Origin of the sequence: Nostoc sp. LEGE 06077 (genome assembly GCF_015207705.1) — a bacterium.
Lineage (GTDB): Bacteria > Cyanobacteriota > Cyanobacteriia > Cyanobacteriales > Nostocaceae > Nostoc_B.
Window position 1 is genome coordinate 1 of the sequence record NZ_JADEWI010000042.1, and the last position, 20,188, is coordinate 20,188.

Sequence of the window (20,188 nt, forward strand, 5' to 3'; positions counted from 1 at the left end):
TTGCAGCTAGCAAGGTGGGGATCATTAATACGCCAAACCAGCCGATGTATAGGCGGTTGTTGGTGCTGGTGATCCACTCGCAGAACTGTTCCCATACGTTGGCGCTTTTGCGCTGTTGTAAGGTTGCTGTCATGTTTTTATGATTGCGTCTGTTATGAATGTTGCAGGTGTTTTCACCTGCTGTTACATATCTTAAAGGTAACTATTGCATTTTGTAAAGCGATTTCAGAAAATATTTCCTGAACACATATATAAGCTAAAGTTATATTTACTCTTGCCAAAATTTTGGGGTGAGGGTTTGATAAAGCCGCTCACCCCAAAAGAATTATTCTGGAATTGTCTAAGATGATGAAAAATTAGCGATCGCCGGACAACAATCTACCTAAACTATTTGGCTGATTGTTTCTTTTTCCGAGCTAACAAACCCAATCCAAAAACGGATAAACCTAGCACAGCACTAGGTTCTGGTACTGGGTTAGCAGTGTAAGCAACACGTTGAACGCTGTTCGCCGCAATCAAATTTTCAGCGTTAACAGTGAAAGCATCTACTACATATTGCAATCCTAAACCCTGACCTGGAGGAACCTCTCCCAAGAAATTGGTGAACACAGCAGCTAAAGAATCATTAGCTTCTGTGTATGTCTGACCACCGTAGGTAGCATAAATTCTTAAGCCTTCAGCAACTGTTACCAACTGGTCATCGGCCGCTGCTGCTTGGTCAAAGGAAAAATTACCAATCAGCGTTCTATCACTATTTGAGAAATCATATCTAATGATTGCTGCTTGGGCAGGAAAGGATTCCCCAGCAGCAAAAATTAACACAGTTCCGATTGTCGCAGCTGCTAATTTTTTCAACATTATTTTTCGCTTAGATAAACAATGGGTGGAAATAATCGAAGTGGCGTTTTGCAGCAGAGAAGTAGTAGTAGTAAACATCTCTGCAAAAGGAGTAGGGGCTAAAGACTAGTTTTTAAGTCGGCCCATCACAGAAAAACTCACAAACCTTCTTTTCTCGCCCCTAACCTTTATGATTAAGATGCCGAGCCTGTCAAAGCAGCTTTCATCGCTTGGAAGATATGGCTTTGATCAACGACTCCGCGAACACCAGGTGCAGTATAAGTGCCAGAACTATCTGTAAACTCGACATTTTGACCCAAAAATTTTGTCAGAGTTGAAGAGTAAGCACCTTGGTAGTAAACAGGTACAAGCCGACGGCTGTGGCTACCCCAGAGGTATTTTTGCCGTGGGTCAGAACCCCAGAAGTGACCAGCATCACGAGGATTTTGTCTGTTGTATGTAATATCTTTAGCGTTATACTTCAAACCTCTAGCTTGATTTGGGTTGGGGTTGGGAGTCAGTTTAGAAGCAAAGTCATTATTGAGAGTTAAATAGTGGTCGTGGTCAGCAGTAACCAGGAGTAGATTTTTGCTCCAACCACCATTGCTATTAATCCAGGTGATAACCTCTTGGACTGCTTTATCAAAGTCATTCACAGCACCAATCAGGTTATCCATATTATCGTCATGAGCTGCCCAATCAATATCGCCACCTTCAACCATCAACCAGAAGCCGTCTTGGTCTTTACCAAGAACTGTGAGTGCAGCTTTGGTTAAATCAGCCAAAGTTGGGTTTTCGTTAATTTCTCTGGCAATGAAACTAGCATTAGTTTCACCAGGAGATAAAGGACGAATTGTATCAGGTGCGGGGGCTGGAACTGGGTTCCCATTTCCATCAATCACAGGCACACATTCGTTAACTGAAGCCGGAATGTATTGACCTGATGGACAAGCGGCTGGAGTTGTTGCACCTCTAACTACGGAGCTATAGAGAGAGAAGTTATCTAGACCCGTAGTACTATAATCACCCTGAGAAGAACTAGTAGGAATATTCCCATTTTGTCCACGCGCACCATAGAGACCAAACAATCTACCACCTTGATTTGGGTCGATCTTAGCCGCTGTGTTTAGCAGTGTTTGGGTTGCATTGGGGCCACGTTCCAAGAAAGTATAGCCGTATCTATTAGTTGCCGGAGTCGGGTTATTTTTGAGATGCTCGTAAGTATCTTGTGTAATGTACTCGTAGGTATAGACTGGGCCAGTATTAGTTCTATTTTGATAGTCTAAGGGATGACCACCACCGAACAAGACATTGGGCTGAAAGTTCAGCAATACTTGTTGCAAAATGCTGTCTTGGTTGCTGAGGGCGGGGTTATAAACGCTGTCGTACTTACTCCGACGATTGACGAAAGAAGCCGCCGCCGCAGGGGTGGCGTGGCTAACAGGTACAGAGGTAACTAGACCTGTAGCTTTACCGTTTTGCTGGGCAATTTCTAAGATAGTTGTTAACTTTTGTTCGTAAATGTCTACTCCCAAGGCGTTGTTATAGCTCTTTACGCCTGTATAGAGAGTTGTGGCGGTGTTAGCAGAGTCAGGATAGCTGTACTTGATGTACTCTGGGTTGTAGCTACCAGGATTAGCGGGTGTGAGGGGAATCCAAGGTGCAGGGCCTCCTTGAGTGATGTCATAGCCTGTTAAGTTACCACTTGCTGTGGTATTACCATCAAGGCGAGTGCCTGGGTTAAATGGAGTGGGCAAAAATGAGAAACCAGGACGACGAGGACTTGTACCTGTGATGCTACTGGAGCCATCTAAGGCCGAGTTACCTGTGAGATGCACCTGATTGGTTGGGTTAGCTGGTGTAGTTCCTTGAATGGTTGTACCGTAAGTTGTCACTAACCCATAACCAGTTAAATTTTGAAAGCTTAAACCAGAACCTTTCCCACTGGTGTAGAAGGGAGCGCCTTTGGCTATAGCTGCGGCTCTCGCCATATTCCAACCCATCCCATCACCAATCATGATGATGACGTTAATTCCATTACCAGCGGCTAGAGCCGGATCGGGATTACCAAAGGTCAATAGAGTACTAGAGAAAAAGCAAGCCATAGCAAAGCTAAGTACTCGCCTGTACTTTTCCAAAAATGAAATCATTGCAGTGTGCCTTGTAAATTAATTGCGGAAGTATTAGCCGTTAGCTATTGATAAAAATTGTGTTCCAGATGTTCAGCGTAAAAAGCTGGGGGTAAGTTTGCTTGAGGCTGGGTTACAACCTGGGAATGAATTGGTTGAGCCGCAATAGCTGGTTGTTGCACTGGGGTTCTCAAAGATATTGAGACTGTCACAACTAGGCCAGCTAAAAAACAGGCCAATAAGCGCCAATGTTTTTGAAATAAGGAAATCATTAAATTAGCTCCTCTAAGGATGGAAACAAAATTTTCTCTGCTTGATCGCGATCGCCACATTCTTCTGCTGGTAAATTACACAGACAAGCAGCATTCGTAATATCGCTAATTTGACCGCGCAAGCATTTAACACTCTGAATTACTAAATAAGCTGCAAAAAAAGCAATCAGCGTTGCTACTAATAAACTGATAACTCCATCCGCCCATGTCCAATTCAGCCAAATAACTGCGATCGCAGCTAATACTGCACCAACTGAACTGGCGACATCCGCCACAAGATGAAGAAATGCACCTCTAATATTCAGGTCTTGATGACTGCATCCATGTAGATAGAACGCATTAAAGCTGTTAATTCCCAAGCCAATCAAGGCTGTTGCCAACATTGGTAAACCCAGAATCTCCACATCGGGAGATTGCAACCTCACTATGGCTTCTTTGATAATCCAGCCAGCAATACAAGCTAGACTGATCCCGTTAACTAAGGCTGCTAAAATATCTAATCGATAGCGGCCAAATACATTGTGTTTGGATATGGATTGAGATAGCCAGGATGCAACTAGTGCTAGACCCAACGCTGCGACATCGGTCAAAATGTGTTCAGCGTCTGCTAATAGGGATAGACTGTGGCTCCAAATTCCTGCACTCAATTCCACACAAAAAAATACACTGAGTAAAACTAAGGCAGTCCACAAAGCCTGAAATTTTTGCTTTACCTGGCTTGATTGCATCGAATCTGACCTGATATACGTACTGGAATTTATCTCCAATAATAAGCTATCAGTCAGATGCTCCCCCGCTGAAAGCACCATTCTTAGATACCTGAATACCTGTACATTCCCGCGTTTAATCTACCAGCCTCAAGGTTAACGATTAAGTAAATCAGGTTTAACTAAAGGTAAAAATCAGTAAAAACTTGTAGAGATATATGATAATGATTATCGTTTAATACCCTGAGAATTGACTGTAGTCTAAGTGCAGGCGTACAAGAGGTATTTGTAGCGATAGGGTAAATCTATAAATTGTGCCGTAATCTACACCAAATCATGAGATTTGTGGAGCTAAAAATTCAACCGTAAAAGATGGCGATCGCATAAATTAAGTTGTAGAAAATAGCAACATACTTGTTTAGAGCGATCGCCATCGGCTAAAAGTGGTATTTCTCAGTTTCTACTGAATGTTTCAAACACCCAGTAGGCTATCTGTTATACCTGTCGTTTCTGTCATACCTGTCGTTTCTGTCATACCTGTCGTTTCTGTCATACCTGTCGTTTCTGTCATACCTGTCGTTTCTGTCATACCTGTCGTTTCTGTCATATTTGTCGTTTCTGTCATACCTGTCGTTTCTGTCATATTTGTCGTCTCTGTCATATCTACCATCTCTGCCATACCGACCGTTTCTGTCGTTTCGGTTATTACCAACTGCAAACTCAGCGCGGCAACCATTTCGTACCCAGACCCGATTTCCTCTGGAACCCCAATTATCTCGACAACTAGCGTTGGATAATTGTCTAACAAATCTGACTCTACCTCTACCGGGTACGGAACAAGTATTTCTCTGATTGTTCTGACTAGAACAAGTTATGATCTCCTGCGCTGAAGCTGGAGTTGTAACACCCAAAAGTGTACCGATGCTAACACTGGCAGCTATGAAGGTAGCTGCAATTATAGGAAAACGTATAACCATATCAACTATTAGACTTATTCAAGAGTTTGCAACAAGAACTATAGTCATTGTAGCGGATTCTATTAATAGGCATTTTTGCTTTTGAATTCTGAACTTATTTATTTAGGGAGGTATATAAGAAATAGGAAACAAGGAATATAAAAACCGGTAAATGTTAAATTTTATAGGTAGAGCAGGGATTTTCAGTTAAAGTTTCCATCAATCTCAAATATAGGAATGAATACCCAGCAGATACCAAATAAAAAATGTTTGCCACCAATACCCCACCAGTGCTGACGCGCACTTACCCTTTACAATGTGAGGTATTTTCTCCATCTGTTACATTATTTGTTAAAATTTGGGTGAGAAATACCTAAGTTTTTTCTCATATCAAATATAATTATTCTCTCCAATTTAAATGCAAATATTCTTTGCATTTAAATTGGAGAAACTTTAGCTGGAAAGTGAAAATTCATATCAAATAATTAAATATTATTAACTACATTTAAGAAGAGATACTTTTCCCAGAATTAATAGTTATCTTGAACCTGACAGCAAAGTGAATTTTTTCTGCTGAGATATTTTAGCTTTAACAAAAGAAGCGGAGAAATTATCAAGGGTATTAAAAAAAGAGTAAGTAAATCTAATTAAGTTTTATGTAGAATTAATTACCCAAATTTTTGAAAAAAATACCAAATTTAAGATTTTGCTGTGGCACTAAAGACAGTAGATTACAGGTGAATTAGGAAATTATTTTTAGCATAAAGCCATATACCAAGAACGTTCAACATTGTTTGGCTGGTGAGTGTAGTCAAACAATGCCGAAAAGTTCCCTATTACCTGTTCCCTGCTGTATAAGTAAAACACTATCAACGAAGGAGTATGCGATGGAACAGCTTGACCTGAAATGGATACGTAGCCAGTTTCCAGCATTAACGCAAAAAATCAACGGTCAACCTGCTATTTTCTTCGACGGGCCAGGTGGGACTCAAGTACCTGGGGCAGTATTAGATGCGATGAATGACTATCTAGTCAGGTCAAACGCCAACGCTCATGGGTATTTTGCCACCAGCGCGCGTACCGATGCAACTATTACCTCTGCCCGTGCGGCGATCGCCGATTTTCTGGGATGCAATAGTGATGAGGTGGTATTGGGTGCAAATATGACCACCCTAACCTTTGCATTGAGTCGGGCAATTGGTCGAGAACTGCAACCAGGTGATGAAATTATTGTGACGCGGCTGGATCACTACGCGAATGTTTCTTCTTGGTATGCCTTAGAAGAACAAGGGGCAATTATCCGCGTTGTAGATATTCATGTTGATGATTGCACCTTAGATATGGAAGAACTAGAACGGCTGATTAACCCAAAGACAAAGTTAGTCGCCGTCAGTTATGCTTCCAATGCTGTGGGTACAATTAATGATATTGCCGCGATCGCACGTTTAGCTCATGGAGTTGGGGCTTGGGTATTTGTTGATGCAGTCCACTATGCACCCCACGCGCCCATCAATGTCCACGGCTTAAATTGTGACTTTCTCGCTTGTTCAGCTTATAAATTCTTCGCCCCTCACGTTGGTATTTTGTATGGGAAACGAGAGCATCTAGAACGGTTGCAACCTTATAAAGTCAAGCCTGCACCAGATGAAGTTCCCTCACGCTGGGAAACCGGAACTCTTAATCATGAAGGTTTAGCCGGGGTAGTAGCGGCGATTAACTATTTAACTAAACTAGGTTGTCATGTTTCACCTACAATTGATAACGAACTCGTTGCGGCTTTAATTGAAGCTGACAAAGAAGGATTACAAACATTCAGTTGTCCCCGCTTTCTCAAATCATCAGAACAACCAAGCATCACCTCGGCTTATCACAGTCGGCGTGCTGCTTTAGTTACAGCCATGTCCGCCATCCAGCAATACGAACGCGAATTAAGTCACAAATTAATTGCTGGATTATTAGAAATTCCTGGGTTAAGCTGCTATGGTATCACCGACCCAACTCGTTTTGCTTGGCGAACACCAACAGTAGGCGTGCGACTAGCAAATAAAACGCCTGAAACTATTGCTAAAGCATTAGGCGATCGCGGTATTTTTACATGGCATGGTCATTTCTATGCGCTAGGTTTAATAGAGCGGTTAGGTGTAGAAGCTAGTGGTGGCTTACTGCGAATTGGATTAGCTCACTACAACACCGTCGAAGAAATTCATCAGTTGTTGTATCTGTTGCAGGAAATAGCAGCGCTTCCTGATGATTAATATTTCTTTTGTCAGATACGGGGTTATTTCAACCCCGTGAGATTTTATGAATACCAACTTAAATTACTACGACTTAGTATTACTAAATGGCTGGGTAATTGACCCCAGTCAATCACTTAATGGGCGTTTTGATATTGCAATTCGTGACGGTAAAATTGCCGCAGTTACCCAACAGCTAAAAGCTTATAAAGCTCAACACAAATTTGCCGCAGGTAATTATTTAATTTGTCCTGGATTGATTGATTTACACGTTCACGTTTACGAGTGGAAAACAACTTTTGGTGTACCATCAGATGATGTTGGGATTAATGCGGGGGTGACAACAATTGTTGACCAAGGTAGTAGTAGTCCGTTTACATTTTCTGGTTTTAAATCCGATATTATAGAAAAATCACAAACAGATGTCCGTAGTTTTTTGTTAGTCAATCATGCAGCTACGCAAACTATAGGTAACACAGTTTCTGGGTTAGAAAATCCCGCAAACATAGATAGAGAAATTTTAATCAAAATAGCACAAGAAAATCCAGAGATTGTTTGTGGGTTTAAAGTACACGCTGATTCTGGCTCAATTTCGCGCTGGGGGATGGAAGTACTAAAATTAGCAAGAGAAGTAGGCGATCGCACTAATTTACCTTTATATGTTCATACCGGAGAATTATTTCCTGTCGATGAAGCCAATAGACCGCATCCAGACAAAGTAGTAGAAAATGCGCTGTCATACATGAAAGCTGGAGATATCCTCGGTCACTGCTACAGTTGTCAACCAGATGGATTAATGGGAAAACGTACCCAAGTTCCAGAGTGGTTGTTTGCAGCGATTGAGCGAGGCATACTTTTAGATTTAGGACACGGACTAAAATTTAGCTTTGAAACTGCACGGCGGATGATAGCGCAAGGAGTTTTACCCCACACTATTAGTAGTGACGCTCACGGTAATTTTAAACAGCTTCATGATGATTCAACGCTGAATTATAGTTTGTGTGGGGCGATTTCTAAACTCTTAGCTTTAGGATTAAATTTAGCAGATGAGATCGCGGCTGTCACCATCAACCCGGCTCGCGTTTTAAAAGCCGAAGCCGAAATTGGAACGTTCAAAGTTGGTTCCATTGCAGATATCACAATTCTCAAGTTAGTAGAAGGTGATTGGTTATTTGTTGACGCTTTAGAACAGCCATTAAAAGCGAAACACAAACTTATTCCCATTGGGGTGATACGTTCAGGCAAGTTAATTCAACCTAATTGTCGCTTGTTACGAGACTTAGTGGCGATCGCCTGATGCAGCAGGTTACAGGTTATAGGTTATAGGTTACAGGTTCGCCATTTGCCTGGACGAGGTTCCCAATTTGAGTAAAGTGGCGTTGAAATGAAGTGTAAATTAACAAATGGTGTTGGGTTACAGCGCAACATAGATTTACCATGTTGCCATCAGTATATCTTGTGCGCCTAAACCCAAGCTATTTTTTTCAAGTATGTTATTCCCCAGTAATCGACAGTTCCTCAACCCAAACTCTGGGAGAAACACCGCCTGGGGTTAATTCTGCTTCTTTTTCTAGGTAAACAATTGACTTGAGAACTTGTAAGAAATCACCAGCAACTGTTGCTGACTCAATACTTGTCTTTACGCCTTTATTGACTAGCCAACCATCAAAAGGCAAAGAAAAGGAGCCTTGTAATGCTTTCACCCCAGCGTGTAAAGCTTGCAAATCATCAATTAAAATGACATTTTCCGCAGTTTCTAAACTCAATTCTTGTTCAGGGCTTCCAGCTGCAAATACATGATAAAAATTGGGGCTGACGCTAACTTTAGCACCAATACTGGCATTACCTGTAGGTTGAGCATTCATTCTTTTCGCAGTCCCAGCACTGTGAAGAAAGCCTGTTAAAACACCATTTTCAATCAAGGCTACCTTCCGGGTTGGAGTACCTTCACCATCAAAGGTTTCTGCACCAACATTAGCTGGATGCAGTGCATCATCATAAACCGAAAGTAAAGGAGATGCTATTTGTTTGCCTAAATCATCTGGTGTAGAGAGGCTTTGATTATCTAAAATGCTTTGGGCGTTGAATAAATTAGAAAAAGCACCCAATAAACTTAAAAAAGCATCTGGAGAAAACACAACTAAATATTTACCAGACTTGACTTTTTCGTAATTTAAGTGACTAATAGTTTTTTCTGCGGCTTCTTTAATACAACCGTTAATATCCAGATTATCAACACTGCGGCTGATTCTAAAACTATTACCACTGCGAGGCTTTTTATCTTCTTCTTCAGTTTTGCTGTAAAGATAAACTGAAGCAATAGAGTGAGATTCAGTTCTGACTGCGCCATCACTGTTGAGATAAAATCTGTCAATATCTCTTTGTGCCAATCCGTTGTAAGGTACACCTTTAATTGCTGGGTGAGCAGTTAGGAGTTCTTTTTCTGCTACCACTAGTTTTTCTATCAGTTCCGCAACTGGGGCTTGGGGCGCTTTTTCAACTGGTGTGTGAGGAATCGATACTGTAGCCTCTGGACTAAAATCAGGGACATTTTCTTTAACACCAAAGAAACTGGCATCATAAGCAGTTTTTAATGCTAGTTCTAATCCTTGGGGATCTACATCTGTGGTGCTGGTAATCCCAATTGTGTTTTGCTCATTCCAAACACGCACGGTAACGCCAGAGCGATTTGAAGCTTTAACTTGTTTTGGTTCACCCTGATCTACTTGGACACTGGTTTCGTCTATAGTTGAGCCATAAATGTCAAACTTTTTGATGCCAAGTTTATCAGCATTTTCCTTGGCGTAATTGGCGATTTCTTTGATATTTGGCATAGTCAATTTTAGATTTTGGATATCTTGTCCGCCTTTGAAATGAGACAGGTGAGTACACCCGTCCCACTAGAATTTAGGATATTTTTTATTTAGAAGTCTCTAATTACCGACCACCGACGGTAATAGAATCAACTTTGATGTGTGGTTGTCCGACTGTGGTGTAAATGCTGCCACTGACGGAACCGCAGAATCCTGGAGCTAATTCTAAATCTTGGGAACACATGGAAATTTTATTCATAATTTCCTTGGCTTCACCAATTAAAATTGCTCCTTTTAATGGCTTCGTAATTTTGCCATTTTCAATTAAGTAAGCTTCATCAACACTAAAGTTAAATTGCCCTGTCGCGCCAACACTACCCCCGCCCATTTTTTTACAGTAAATGCCTTTATCAACGGAGGCAAATAAATCTTCGTTGGTGTATTCGCCAGTGGCAATATAAGTATTCCGCATCCGGCTGGCAGCTGCAAAGGTATAATTCTGGCGGCGGCCACTACCTGTTCTGGGGTGTCCGGTACGCCAAGAACCGGCTCTATCGGCTAAGAAGTTCTTGAGAATGCCTTTTTCTATTAATAAAGTTCTTTGTGCTGGCATACCTTCGTCATCCATATCGATTGTCCCGAAGGCATTATCAGAACGCCCTTCATCCCAAGCTGTTAAACTTTCGTGGGCAATTTTTTCGCCTTTTTTATCAGCAAATGGAGTGGTATTGCGCTCTATCTGGGTGGTTTCTAGCAGGTGTCCGCAGGCTTCGTGGAAGATCACCCCACCAAAGTGATTAGCCATAATGATGGGGTAAGTACCAGATTCCACATAATCTGCATACAACATTTTGCCAGCAGATTCGGCGATTTGCTCGGCGGCTTGGGTATAGTCCCAAGTTCTCAGGAAGTTAGCATCACTGGTGTTTCCGGCACGTTCCCCAATGGAAGAACGATTTGCCCCATCGGCAGATAGTAAGTTAAATCCTACCGATTGGGTGAGGCGGATGTCACGGGCAAAGGTGCCATCACTGGATGCAACTAACACTTCTTGCCAATCTCGAAAATAAATGGCGCGGCGAGATTGCACATGAGTGGCTTTTTGCTGGAGGGCGGCATTTCCATCTAAGAGAACTTCGCCCATTTCACGGATAGAGCTACACAGCCCCAACCATTCATCTTTACCGCGTTTTGTGGCGTAGTCTCGCAATAATTCCAGGTTGATTTCTGGGATGAAGGAATAAGGGGCGGGTAGTTGTAACCCTAAAATCGAAAGTCCTTTTTCTAAAGCTGCTTTTAACCCACCAAAGGAAAGGTCATTTGTACTCACATAGCAATCACCTTTGCCACGAAAGACTCTCACCCCTGCACCTGTGCCTAAACTGGGTGAAATGCTGGTGATAGCATTATCTTCTGCCAAGCAATTAATGTAATTGCGGCGCTCTAAGAAAAATTCGATGAAGTCAGCACCGGCGGCGCGTCCTAGTCCCAAAAGGGTTGCCAGGGGGGCTTCCCACGTTTCATCGAATCGTTCTGTAGTGGAGGAGTATTTTAAAGTCGGTAGTTGGTTCGAGAGAAGTAGGGTACTTGTAAGCATGGGTAGCCTCGTCTGCTGGCTGAATTTCAGAGATTTAACTGAAAAATCCTAGTGTGTTCACTCTAGCAAATTTACCCAGAATCCAGGGGATGAGAAGTGGAGAATGGAGGGTGTTTTCAGCTAACTGTATAAGAACGAACAGACAGATAAAAGTACTGAAACACCTACGATTGGCCAAGCATTACCAGAAATCTCAGACTACCGAAACATAAATGGATGCAGTCTATCTATATATAACAAGTGTAAAGGTGGGACAGCGATCGCCATAAAACTATCAAACTACTTTCGCTCTGGATGAGCTATCTCCTCTTGTGAAGGACTACCCATTTGATTAATAGTGGCAATCATCTGATATAAACGCCCTAAATCTCGTTGATTGAAGTGCAAAATTAAACGAGGTAATTCTAGAGTTTCATCTTGAGCTTCTTGAGGTAATGCCTGACTTTTTTCTATTTGGCCTTTTACTAAGATGTCAATGAAATTCGCATTCAGTTGTTCTACCTCAGCATCTGATAAATCGCAACTTAGGCGAATCACCAACTGATTACTCACGTAGCGGCTGGAGTGATAAACCTTGTAAAAATTTGTGATGGCATTGCAAGCTACTTCTAGGTTATCTGTCACAGTGTAAAGGCTAGGGTCTTCTGGACTTACCAGACCTTTTTGCACTAGTTGTTGATCAATATAATCGCTCCAAGACCGCCAATAATCGCCACCTGGATGGTCAATTAAAACTAGAGGTACAGGGCCAAATTTGCCAGTTTGGCTTAAGGTCATACACTCAAAAGCTTCATCTTGAGTGCCAAATCCACCAGGAAATAAGGCAACTGCATCACTTTCTTTAAGGAGGAATAGTTTGCGGGTAAAGAAATACTTAAAATGAATTAGCTTGGGATCGCCCTCAATAATCGGGTTCGCTTGCTGTTCAAAGGGTAACTGAATATTTAATCCAAAGGAATTTTCTCGCCCAGCGCCTTCGTGACCCGCCTGCATAATCCCGCCACCACCACCTGTCATCACCATAAATCCTAACTGAGTCACAGCGCGACCAAACTCCAGCGCCATTTGGTACTCTGGCGTTTCTGGCGACAGCCTAGCAGATCCAAAGATAGTTACTTTACGTACATGACGGTAGTTGTAAAATAACTCAAAGCCTCGCTCCATATCCGCTAACGCAGACGATAATATCTTCCAATCAAGGCGATCAATATCACTCTCAGCCAGGCGAATTATAGTAGCAAGTGCCTGTTGGATAAATTGACGATTTTTTAACGTCGGTAGGCGATCGATTAGGTCAGCGATATCCGCTTGCAGAGACTCTAATATGTCAAACGAGGCAGATGAGGTCATGAGAACTGCTGGCGCAATGGCATTACATTTTACCTAATTTTGGGGTACGATTTGCAATGTTTTCTGAATCTGTCGAACTGGCTAAACTTTAGACTCTCTCCAAAAACAAAGCCCCTCTCATGATGATCTTAGAGGGGCAAGATGTGGGTATGTATAAGTTCAATTATTTTCAAAATTACGCAAAGACCTGAAAACACGTAAATTTTTCCGCTTATTCTGCTTGTGGCTCGTTAAATAATTCTCAGCGTAACGAGAAGCTGCCTCACAATCGTAAGCAGCGATCGCTACAGCTTGCAAAAAAACCTGAATGGGAATTTCAAAACTAGAAATTCTTTCTGTTAGCAGCACTAATTCCCGATCTGTTGCTGATACAGCAGTTTCTTCTGCCCATTCTGGCTCATTAAAAATGTCGTTAATTAGCGCTTTGGACATTTTGCACCTCCCCAAGAGCATAAGAAGCAAAACCTGCGATGAAATTTAACTGTTCTTCACGAGTTTGCAAATTAATCGGCAGTTCAGCACTAGGAAATCCTAGTTCTTTTAAAATATCTAAACAGTAAGCACTGGTTTGACTGTATGATGCTTGCTCCCATTTGTGAGCTACTTCTTTTGCCATAACCAAATTGACTTTAATAAAACTCATCGCAGGGTTTGTCATAAGTTGCACCCTAGTGAACTGGATATTGGCAGTTTTGATCAGAACCCCAATTCAGCGTAACCGTGATTCTGCTGAATTTATGAAGATGGGCAATTTTAGGATCAGCGCATTTGCGTAATCCCCAGATCAGAGAATACGGGGATGGCGCAGGATAAACAAAGACGCGTAATCGCAACTATACGTAAATACGGACAGTATCTACTGACAAATGACTATTGACTAATTTGCACTTCTTCCGCAACGCGTTTGAGGCGACGCAATTGGGATTGCATATCTTCCTTTGTCCAAGATGCCGCAAAATTGTTGAATCCCCAACTTACTATGGGGTTAGGAATAGCAAACTCGAAGCGATTGACTAAGCGTGTTCCCTTTGCTACTGGTTGACATTCCCAGCGATCGCGTCCTTGAAAAAATCCCTGAAATTCCCAAACGACTAAACCCGGCTGTCTTTCGACCACAACGCTTTTCAAAGTCGGTTTCACTAGGGGAATTTGAATGATAAAAAGACTTTGACTGCCGATATCTGTACTCCAAACCTCATCCACTGGTTCGCAGCGTAGCACAGGATTCAGCCAGCGAGACATCAATGCTAAATCCGTAATACAGCGTTCTACAACTGCTGCTGTGGCATTAATTTGAATTGATTGCTCAAAAACTTGGGTCATGCCAATTAGTAATCCTGTTGCTGCCCTTAGATTAACCCAAAATTGGCTCCTGTCTGCAAGCTATGACAAAGTGCAGAGTCTCCAACCAGTCAAAATTAAAAATATTTTTTTATTTGTAACAAATTTGCCTATCTACCAATTGCCTATATATATTTACTGGTAAATTGATACGCAAAATCCGCGTGAACTTACTAGAGTGTAATTGGGCAATATCAAATCTACTCTACTGAGTTGATCAGTATTTTTAACGAACACATAAACTTAATTCCAAAAAACCATGAACACAACTTGGACAGGGATAACCCGGTTGATAGACATGGGTTTGTCGATAAAGGGGCAGCCATTTTTCGGACAATCGCCCAATCTGCCACTAGATCAACCGAGTGTAAACCAAGGAATTGCAGAACTCCAAGGAATTGGACAACAAGTAATTCTGTATACACCAAGATTGCTAGGGGCAGTGGCAATTTTGTTGGTAGGAATACTGGTTGCGCTGGTGATTGCAGCCATTACCAGAGGCATCCTGAATCGCACAGACATTGATAATCGCATTGCAGCAGGAGTGACAGGACGCAGAGATGTTCCTCAAGTTGAGAAGTTTATCTCTAATTTGGTTTTATGGAGCATTATTTTAATCACGGTAGTAGCTGCTTTACAGGCGCTAGGTCTGGAAGTCGCCTCTCGACCCCTGAATAATTTTCTTGACCAACTCATAGGCTTTTTGCCAAAAGTTTTAGGTGCAGGCATTTTGTTAGGAGTTGCGTGGGTCTTAGCCAGTATTATCAAAATTGTGACTTTGCGAGGATTACAAGCATTCAAGCTAGATGAGCGTTTAAATCAAGACTCACCGGGAGATAGCATCAGTCTCGATCGCATTTCTTTAAGTGAGACGATTTCCAATGCTTTATATTGGTTTATCTTTTTACTATTTCTCGCCCCAGTTCTCGATACTCTCGGACTCAGACAGGCTCTTTTACCCGTACAAGCCTTAATTACCGAAATTCTCTCAATTCTCCCCAATATTTTGGCGGCAATTTTAATTGCGGTATTGGGCTGGTTTTTAGCTAATATTGTCCGCCGGATTGTGACTAATTTATTAGCAACCACGGGCGTAGATTATTTAGGTAGTCGATTTGGACTGTCGTCGGCAATGGGCGCACAGTCTTTATCAACAATTATCGGCACCATTGTCTATGTTTTAATTTTGATTCCTGTGGCGATCGCCGCCTTGAATGCTTTAAAAATTGAGGCGATATCTGTGCCAGCAATTACTATGCTGCAACAGATTCTCAATAGTTTGCCGGCGATTTTTACAGCCGCAGCTATCTTAATTATTGCCTTTTTTGTTGGGCGCTTTGTAGGAGATTTGGTCACTAGTATTTTGACTAGTTTGGGCTTTAACAATATTTTTGCGGTGCTTGGTTTACCATCACCTGCTAGGCAAGAAATTCACACCGAAACACAACCATTAACCCCACTCCGTACACCCTCAGAAATTGCTGGCATTATTACTTTAGTCGGCATTATGTTATTTGCCACAGTGGCAGCAGTGAATATTTTAAATATTCCCGCCCTGACAACACTGGTAACAGGCATTTTAATTATTTTGGGGCGGATTCTTGCCGGATTAATTGTGTTTGCCGTTGGATTATTTTTGGCGAATTTGGCTTTTAGTTTGATTAGCAGTTCTGGCGATCGCCAAGCTAAAATCTTAGCTCAAGTAGCGAGAATTTCCATTATTACTTTGGTTTCGGCAATGTCATTACAACAAATCGGTGTTGCCAGCGATATTGTCAATTTAGCATTTGGTTTATTGCTAGGTGCGATCGCTGTGGCAATTGCCTTGGCTTTTGGTCTAGGCGGCCGCGATATTGCGCGCGAACAAGTTAAAGAGTGGTTGGATTCTTTTAAAAGTAAAAGCTAAATTCACCTATTAAAAAACCCGCTTACAGGAATGGGTTCACCATCTTGGGCGGGTTTAAAAATACCATTATTGTGATGTAATTCTATGGTAGTGAGGACATAGGTAAATGATCCAACTTAGATAACATCAAACTTTTAAATCTGTTACCCTTCGGGTTCGCCACTTGCTTTATGCCGGGAAACCCGTCCACCGCAGTGGTCTCACCTATCACCTATCACCTGCTATATTACACCAGCATCAAATCAGGATACTCTGCTAATAAATCATCGGCAGTGAGAGTATCACCTTCAGCTTGGGGAGTCCACAGAACTTCAATTGCTAACAGTTGCTCACCGGGAATGCTCCCAATTTGGCGCAAAACTTGACGTAAGCTTTCTGTAGAGTTAATAGCTGGAGTTTCTAATTTACCTAAAGTTGCCGCCAACAAGGTAACAATAATATATTCTCCAGGGCCTTCACTAATTAGCCGAGTTGGGTTGTCAAGTTCACTATTAGCAGGTAAAGCTTCTTGAGCGAGAGCGGCTTTGAGTTGATTATTGACGTTAGAAAGGGTTTCTTTGCTAAATTTGCTGCGTTCTGCCAATGCTAAACGGTTAAACTGACTTTCCGCAGAGCTTAACTTCGCTTGTTGTGTACCACCGCCTGCATATACCCAGTATTCTGGATGGCGAAGTAAAGCGAGGCTAGTTTCTTGCATCACTGCGGCTCTACCTTCGGGCGAGTTAGTATCAGCAAGTTCAGCAATTTTGTTGAGTTCGGGTTGCAAATCACGAGCTTGAGCTAACAAACCAACTTGCAAACGAGTTACAGAAACATTGGGGTTGCTACCATAATCCACTCCTTCTGCTCCGTCACTACTGTTACGGCGGAAAGTTTGGACAAGGAAGTTAGCGATCGCAATAAAGATTAAAATCGAAAACAGACCGCCAAATCCGCCACCGAACCCCCACAAAGGAAGTAGGAAGGGAAAGCCAAATCCACCACCACCAGGATAGTATCCGCCACCACCAGGAGGTGCGTAGGTGCGTGGTGTATAGGTACGGCTACTAGAAGGCATTCTAAAAGAACCGCCGCCAATGCGACCACCACTGCGGGCGGCTAATGCGCCGTCAGCATGACCTAGGGCTAAAGTTAAAACTAGGCTGAGGACAAAGAACGTTTTTAACAGCGGTTTGATGGTTTGTTGTATTTTTTTACGCATAACACAGTCGCTTGAAAAATTTTATTACTGAATATTGCATCCTATTTTGGTAGGATTTTTGCGGTGTGTAGCTGATGCCAGCCCGCGACTAGTAAGCGAGTATGTAATTGGCAGTAGCTTTTTGTAACATCATTGATTTGTTGCTACATCTTCAATTTACCGCGTCTTATCTTAGGCACACAGCAGACGGAGGGGGGATTTCTGTAGTAGATTACCGTACCTTGGAACTCATGCTTGATAGTAGGAACTTTGGGATCAATTAATAATTGCCGTAAAATCAGGCCATAGATGGAAGGCAGACTGTTAAGTCTAAAGTCAATCTAAACTACGGCGATCTCTCTGATTTTAAATTGAATTATTTGTCACTAAGCTTATACTTGTATCGATATTATTATTCAATACCAAAAATTTCTTTCCTCGTTACCCTAGCTTAACACCTATCATTTCTATTGAAAAATTCTGTGGCATTTTGGCTACCTATTAGGCATAATCTCAGCTAAACTATGATATCTAAAGAGTTTTTGGCTTTTTTCTATCTTCTGTTAGAGATGCTTGTAGCCAAAATTGCTAACTATTGCCTGAAGATAAACTGCCTAAATAGAGTCAATTGTTACCAAAATATATAATTAACAAACACTTCACACAAACAACAAGTAAATCTCTATATTTATTGTTTTAAAATATCTTTTAAAGCTTGTTAATACATTTACTCAAAATAAGAGGAATTGAGCATGATGTTTTCACAGGCTGGGATGACAATATGGGAATACAGAATGGCAATATCTTGCGGGAGTCTAAATTAGTTACAGTTTGTAACTAATTTAGACGAAAGTTATAGCTATTTATAGCTATTTGACATTGAGTGCAATCCAAATTCTAAATTTGGATAAATGATAAATAGGCAAAAGTTAGGTTACATAAAGCCAAAAGTACAAAGTAGCAACTGCTAAAAGCAGATGGCGCTTCGCTTTTTACAATCTCGATTGGCTAAAATATCCTTAAGGGGAAAATTAGATACATAGTTCATAATTGACCCAATGGCAAGATAGAAATAAATTCTGATTCCACATATAGTGGAAATAGGACTAAGCTTCAGCCGAATTATCAGAGCAAATTTCTGACAACAACAACTTAGAGTAGTAGGTTTCACCTTGTTTAACTTTATTAAGTTATGGGTGTTCAGAACTACTATTAAGCAATTAATTGATTTTGCTATTAATTCTGCTGAAATATCAAGAATCAGGGCAGATTTTGGCTGAGATCAACTTCAAAAAACAAAGACGCTCATAAGTTGGCAAATTCCATGCCTTAGAGCTAACTTACCAGCGACACTTCACTTAAATTTAATATGCAAAAATCCAGGTTTTTTAATTAAACTTACTAAAGTTAACATGGAACATATTTCTCAATTAGGAACAAATATTAGAGAGAAAACTTCATTCCCCGATATTTTAGTCATATCTCGTCTATTCTTACCGCAAGAAGCGGTTATTAGCGAATATATCTATAATCGTTGTCTACAAGATCCAGAACGGATTATTGTGTTAGCTGCGAGTTGTGCAGGAGATAAAAAATTTGATGAGACTCAGCAATTTCCTATCTATCGCTGGCCAAGCTTTCAATACTGGCTAGGGGGGTTTTGGGGGAATCTCCTCCAGCCTTTGGTGAATCTAGTTGGGTCATTTATTTTAGCGATCAAACTCTATTTTCGCTATCACTATCGCTATATAGAATGGGGACATAGCTACGAATTTCCGGCATTATTATTATTGAGTTATCTGTTACCTATTCGCTTTTTTATTTATTTGCATGGTCATGATATTCGCACGGCCTTAAGCAACCCAGTATGGCGATCGCTCTTTAAATTAACCCTGTCCCGCGCCACAGGTATTGTTTGTAACAGCGTCTTTACCAGAGATTACCTCAGAAACACTTTCCGCCTCCCAACCCCTACCCATGTAATTCATCCTGTGGTCAGACCTGAGAAATTTAGCATTGGGACAAACCACAGCAATCTTGATGATTTACGCGTGAAAGTTCGTCAAATTTACAACATTCCTGAAACAGCAATTGTCATTCTTTCGGTTGGACAATTGGTAAAACACAAAAGTTTTGAACGGGTGATTGAGAATCTACCACTCTTACTAACTATCGGGATAGACGTTCACTACATACTTTGCGGTCAAGGTGCTTGTGAAACGGAACTGAAAACTTTAGCGCAACGCTTGCGTGTAGACCAGCGGGTACACTTTGCTGGCCAAGTATCTGAGAGTGAGTTAGCAGGTTATTATGCTGCTTGTGATATCTTTGCCATGCTGACTTTGGATAATGCCAAAACGAGATTTATGGATGGTTTTGGTGTGACATATTTAGAAGCCAGCTACTTTGGTAAACCTGTAATTGCTTCGCGTTTAGGTTCGGTGATTGAGGTTGTGAGTCACGAAGAAAATGGTCTGTTAGTGAACCCTAAATCTGGATATGAGGTTTTTCAAGCCTTTAAACGCTTGTGTCAAGACCAGCAATTGCGAGAACAACTGGGTCGCAAGGGTAAAGAATTTGCGAGGCGCAAAACTCTTCACCGGATGCTTTATCAAGAAAATTAACCACCGCCGACAATGGTGACAACTTCCAAGCGATCGCCTGGTTGTATGATAGTTTGTGACCAAAATTGGCGATGTAAAATTTCCCCGTTATACTCCACCGCCACTAAGCGCGGATTGAAACCTAACTGTTGTAATAAATCAGGTAACAAGGATGGAGTTGAACAAACGCGAGTTTCCCCATTTACCTGAAGGGTAATTTGCTCGGACATAACTGCTGAGTGCTGAGTGCTAAATGCTGAGTA

The 20,188-nt window shown here is 41.5% G+C and carries 17 protein-coding genes and 1 pseudogene; 4 read left to right on the forward strand and 14 right to left on the reverse strand.

Features of this window, described 5'->3' with window-relative positions:
• The 6 genes and pseudogenes from IQ244_RS22465 to IQ244_RS22490 form a co-directional block, all read right to left on the reverse strand.
• Positions 1-133 (reverse strand): annotated as a pseudogene (locus tag IQ244_RS22465) (photosystem II q(b) protein); the annotation flags it as partial.
• 254 nt (positions 134-387) lie between these two features.
• A complete protein-coding gene (locus IQ244_RS22470) occupies positions 388-936 on the reverse strand; it encodes a PEP-CTERM sorting domain-containing protein (RefSeq protein WP_193898128.1) in 549 nt (182 codons plus the stop codon).
• A 95-nt stretch (positions 937-1,031) separates the two neighbouring features.
• Positions 1,032-2,987: an alkaline phosphatase gene (locus tag IQ244_RS22475; protein ID WP_193898130.1), complete on the reverse strand. Its 1,956-nt coding sequence runs from the start codon at positions 2,985-2,987 to the stop codon at positions 1,032-1,034.
• 44 nt (positions 2,988-3,031) lie between these two features.
• The gene (locus IQ244_RS22480; protein WP_193898132.1) at positions 3,032-3,238 is read right to left on the reverse strand and encodes a hypothetical protein; all 207 of its coding nucleotides are present in this window, start codon (positions 3,236-3,238) and stop codon (positions 3,032-3,034) included.
• Positions 3,238-3,966 (reverse strand): cation diffusion facilitator family transporter, encoded by a 729-nt coding sequence (locus tag IQ244_RS22485; RefSeq protein WP_193898134.1) that lies wholly within the window; start codon positions 3,964-3,966, stop codon positions 3,238-3,240. The genes IQ244_RS22480 and IQ244_RS22485 overlap by 1 nt, the downstream gene beginning before the upstream one ends.
• A 467-nt stretch (positions 3,967-4,433) precedes the next feature.
• Complete coding sequence (locus IQ244_RS22490; RefSeq protein ID WP_193898136.1) at positions 4,434-4,922, reverse strand: DUF3011 domain-containing protein; 489 nt, start codon at positions 4,920-4,922, stop codon at positions 4,434-4,436.
• Between the two features lie 866 nt (positions 4,923-5,788).
• On the opposite strand from IQ244_RS22490, the gene IQ244_RS22495 reads away from it, so the two are divergent.
• Both IQ244_RS22495 and IQ244_RS22500 read left to right on the forward strand, forming a co-directional pair.
• Complete coding sequence (locus tag IQ244_RS22495) at positions 5,789-7,156, forward strand: cysteine desulfurase-like protein (RefSeq protein WP_193898138.1); 1,368 nt, start codon at positions 5,789-5,791, stop codon at positions 7,154-7,156.
• A 46-nt stretch (positions 7,157-7,202) separates the two neighbouring features.
• Positions 7,203-8,432: an amidohydrolase/deacetylase family metallohydrolase gene (locus IQ244_RS22500; RefSeq protein WP_193898140.1), complete on the forward strand. Its 1,230-nt coding sequence runs from the start codon at positions 7,203-7,205 to the stop codon at positions 8,430-8,432.
• 196 nt (positions 8,433-8,628) lie between these two features.
• On the opposite strand, the gene IQ244_RS22505 is transcribed toward IQ244_RS22500, so the two are convergent.
• From IQ244_RS22505 to IQ244_RS22530, 6 genes are all read right to left on the reverse strand, one after another.
• Positions 8,629-9,969: a TldD/PmbA family protein gene (locus tag IQ244_RS22505; protein WP_193898142.1), complete on the reverse strand. Its 1,341-nt coding sequence runs from the start codon at positions 9,967-9,969 to the stop codon at positions 8,629-8,631.
• A gap of 103 nt (positions 9,970-10,072) precedes the next feature.
• Positions 10,073-11,545, reverse strand: coding sequence for a TldD/PmbA family protein (locus tag IQ244_RS22510; RefSeq protein WP_193898144.1), 1,473 nt, complete (start codon positions 11,543-11,545; stop codon positions 10,073-10,075).
• A 279-nt stretch (positions 11,546-11,824) separates the two neighbouring features.
• Positions 11,825-12,895: an LOG family protein gene (locus tag IQ244_RS22515; protein WP_193898147.1), complete on the reverse strand. Its 1,071-nt coding sequence runs from the start codon at positions 12,893-12,895 to the stop codon at positions 11,825-11,827.
• A 159-nt stretch (positions 12,896-13,054) separates the two neighbouring features.
• Positions 13,055-13,327 (reverse strand): hypothetical protein, encoded by a 273-nt coding sequence (locus tag IQ244_RS22520; protein WP_193898149.1) that lies wholly within the window; start codon positions 13,325-13,327, stop codon positions 13,055-13,057.
• Complete coding sequence (locus tag IQ244_RS22525) at positions 13,308-13,553, reverse strand: hypothetical protein (protein WP_193898151.1); 246 nt, start codon at positions 13,551-13,553, stop codon at positions 13,308-13,310. The genes IQ244_RS22520 and IQ244_RS22525 overlap by 20 nt, the downstream gene beginning before the upstream one ends.
• A 212-nt stretch (positions 13,554-13,765) precedes the next feature.
• Positions 13,766-14,218, reverse strand: coding sequence for an SRPBCC family protein (locus tag IQ244_RS22530; protein ID WP_193898153.1), 453 nt, complete (start codon positions 14,216-14,218; stop codon positions 13,766-13,768).
• Between the two features lie 277 nt (positions 14,219-14,495).
• On the opposite strand from IQ244_RS22530, the gene IQ244_RS22535 reads away from it, so the two are divergent.
• Positions 14,496-16,142: a mechanosensitive ion channel gene (locus IQ244_RS22535; RefSeq protein WP_193898155.1), complete on the forward strand. Its 1,647-nt coding sequence runs from the start codon at positions 14,496-14,498 to the stop codon at positions 16,140-16,142.
• Positions 16,143-16,368: 226 nt separating this feature from the next.
• Here the strand turns inward: IQ244_RS22535 and IQ244_RS22540 are convergent, their stop codons facing one another.
• Complete coding sequence (locus tag IQ244_RS22540) at positions 16,369-17,343, reverse strand: DUF1517 domain-containing protein (RefSeq protein ID WP_193898157.1); 975 nt, start codon at positions 17,341-17,343, stop codon at positions 16,369-16,371.
• Between the two features lie 1,391 nt (positions 17,344-18,734).
• On the opposite strand from IQ244_RS22540, the gene IQ244_RS22545 reads away from it, so the two are divergent.
• Positions 18,735-19,946, forward strand: a complete 1,212-nt coding sequence (locus IQ244_RS22545; RefSeq protein ID WP_193898159.1) for a glycosyltransferase family 4 protein — start codon at positions 18,735-18,737, stop codon at positions 19,944-19,946.
• Here the strand turns inward: IQ244_RS22545 and thiS are convergent.
• On the reverse strand, positions 19,943-20,155 hold the full coding sequence (gene thiS, locus IQ244_RS22550) for a sulfur carrier protein ThiS (protein ID WP_193898161.1): 213 nt from the start codon (positions 20,153-20,155) through the stop codon (positions 19,943-19,945). The genes IQ244_RS22545 and thiS overlap by 4 nt on opposite strands.
• Positions 20,156-20,188: the final 33 nt, after the last annotated feature.

Excerpts from the sequence above, each read along its gene's own strand:
- IQ244_RS22480 (WP_193898132.1), bottom strand. The coding sequence starts at position 3,238 with ATGATTTCCTTATTTCAAAAACATTGGCGCTTATTGGCCTGTTTTTTA.
- IQ244_RS22505 (WP_193898142.1), bottom strand. The coding sequence starts at position 9,969 with ATGCCAAATATCAAAGAAATCGCCAATTACGCCAAGGAAAATGCTGAT.
- IQ244_RS22530 (WP_193898153.1), bottom strand. The coding sequence starts at position 14,218 with ATGACCCAAGTTTTTGAGCAATCAATTCAAATTAATGCCACAGCAGCA.
- IQ244_RS22495 (WP_193898138.1), top strand. The coding sequence starts at position 5,789 with ATGGAACAGCTTGACCTGAAATGGATACGTAGCCAGTTTCCAGCATTA.
- IQ244_RS22485 (WP_193898134.1), bottom strand. The coding sequence starts at position 3,966 with ATGCAATCAAGCCAGGTAAAGCAAAAATTTCAGGCTTTGTGGACTGCC.
- IQ244_RS22470 (WP_193898128.1), bottom strand. The coding sequence starts at position 936 with ATGTTTACTACTACTACTTCTCTGCTGCAAAACGCCACTTCGATTATT.
- IQ244_RS22540 (WP_193898157.1), bottom strand. The coding sequence starts at position 17,343 with ATGCGTAAAAAAATACAACAAACCATCAAACCGCTGTTAAAAACGTTC.
- IQ244_RS22525 (WP_193898151.1), bottom strand. The coding sequence starts at position 13,553 with ATGACAAACCCTGCGATGAGTTTTATTAAAGTCAATTTGGTTATGGCA.
- IQ244_RS22520 (WP_193898149.1), bottom strand. The coding sequence starts at position 13,327 with ATGTCCAAAGCGCTAATTAACGACATTTTTAATGAGCCAGAATGGGCA.
- IQ244_RS22545 (WP_193898159.1), top strand. The coding sequence starts at position 18,735 with ATGGAACATATTTCTCAATTAGGAACAAATATTAGAGAGAAAACTTCA.
- thiS (WP_193898161.1), bottom strand. The coding sequence starts at position 20,155 with ATGTCCGAGCAAATTACCCTTCAGGTAAATGGGGAAACTCGCGTTTGT.
- IQ244_RS22515 (WP_193898147.1), bottom strand. The coding sequence starts at position 12,895 with ATGACCTCATCTGCCTCGTTTGACATATTAGAGTCTCTGCAAGCGGAT.
- IQ244_RS22510 (WP_193898144.1), bottom strand. The coding sequence starts at position 11,545 with ATGCTTACAAGTACCCTACTTCTCTCGAACCAACTACCGACTTTAAAA.
- IQ244_RS22475 (WP_193898130.1), bottom strand. The coding sequence starts at position 2,987 with ATGATTTCATTTTTGGAAAAGTACAGGCGAGTACTTAGCTTTGCTATG.
- IQ244_RS22490 (WP_193898136.1), bottom strand. The coding sequence starts at position 4,922 with ATGGTTATACGTTTTCCTATAATTGCAGCTACCTTCATAGCTGCCAGT.
- IQ244_RS22535 (WP_193898155.1), top strand. The coding sequence starts at position 14,496 with ATGAACACAACTTGGACAGGGATAACCCGGTTGATAGACATGGGTTTG.
- IQ244_RS22500 (WP_193898140.1), top strand. The coding sequence starts at position 7,203 with ATGAATACCAACTTAAATTACTACGACTTAGTATTACTAAATGGCTGG.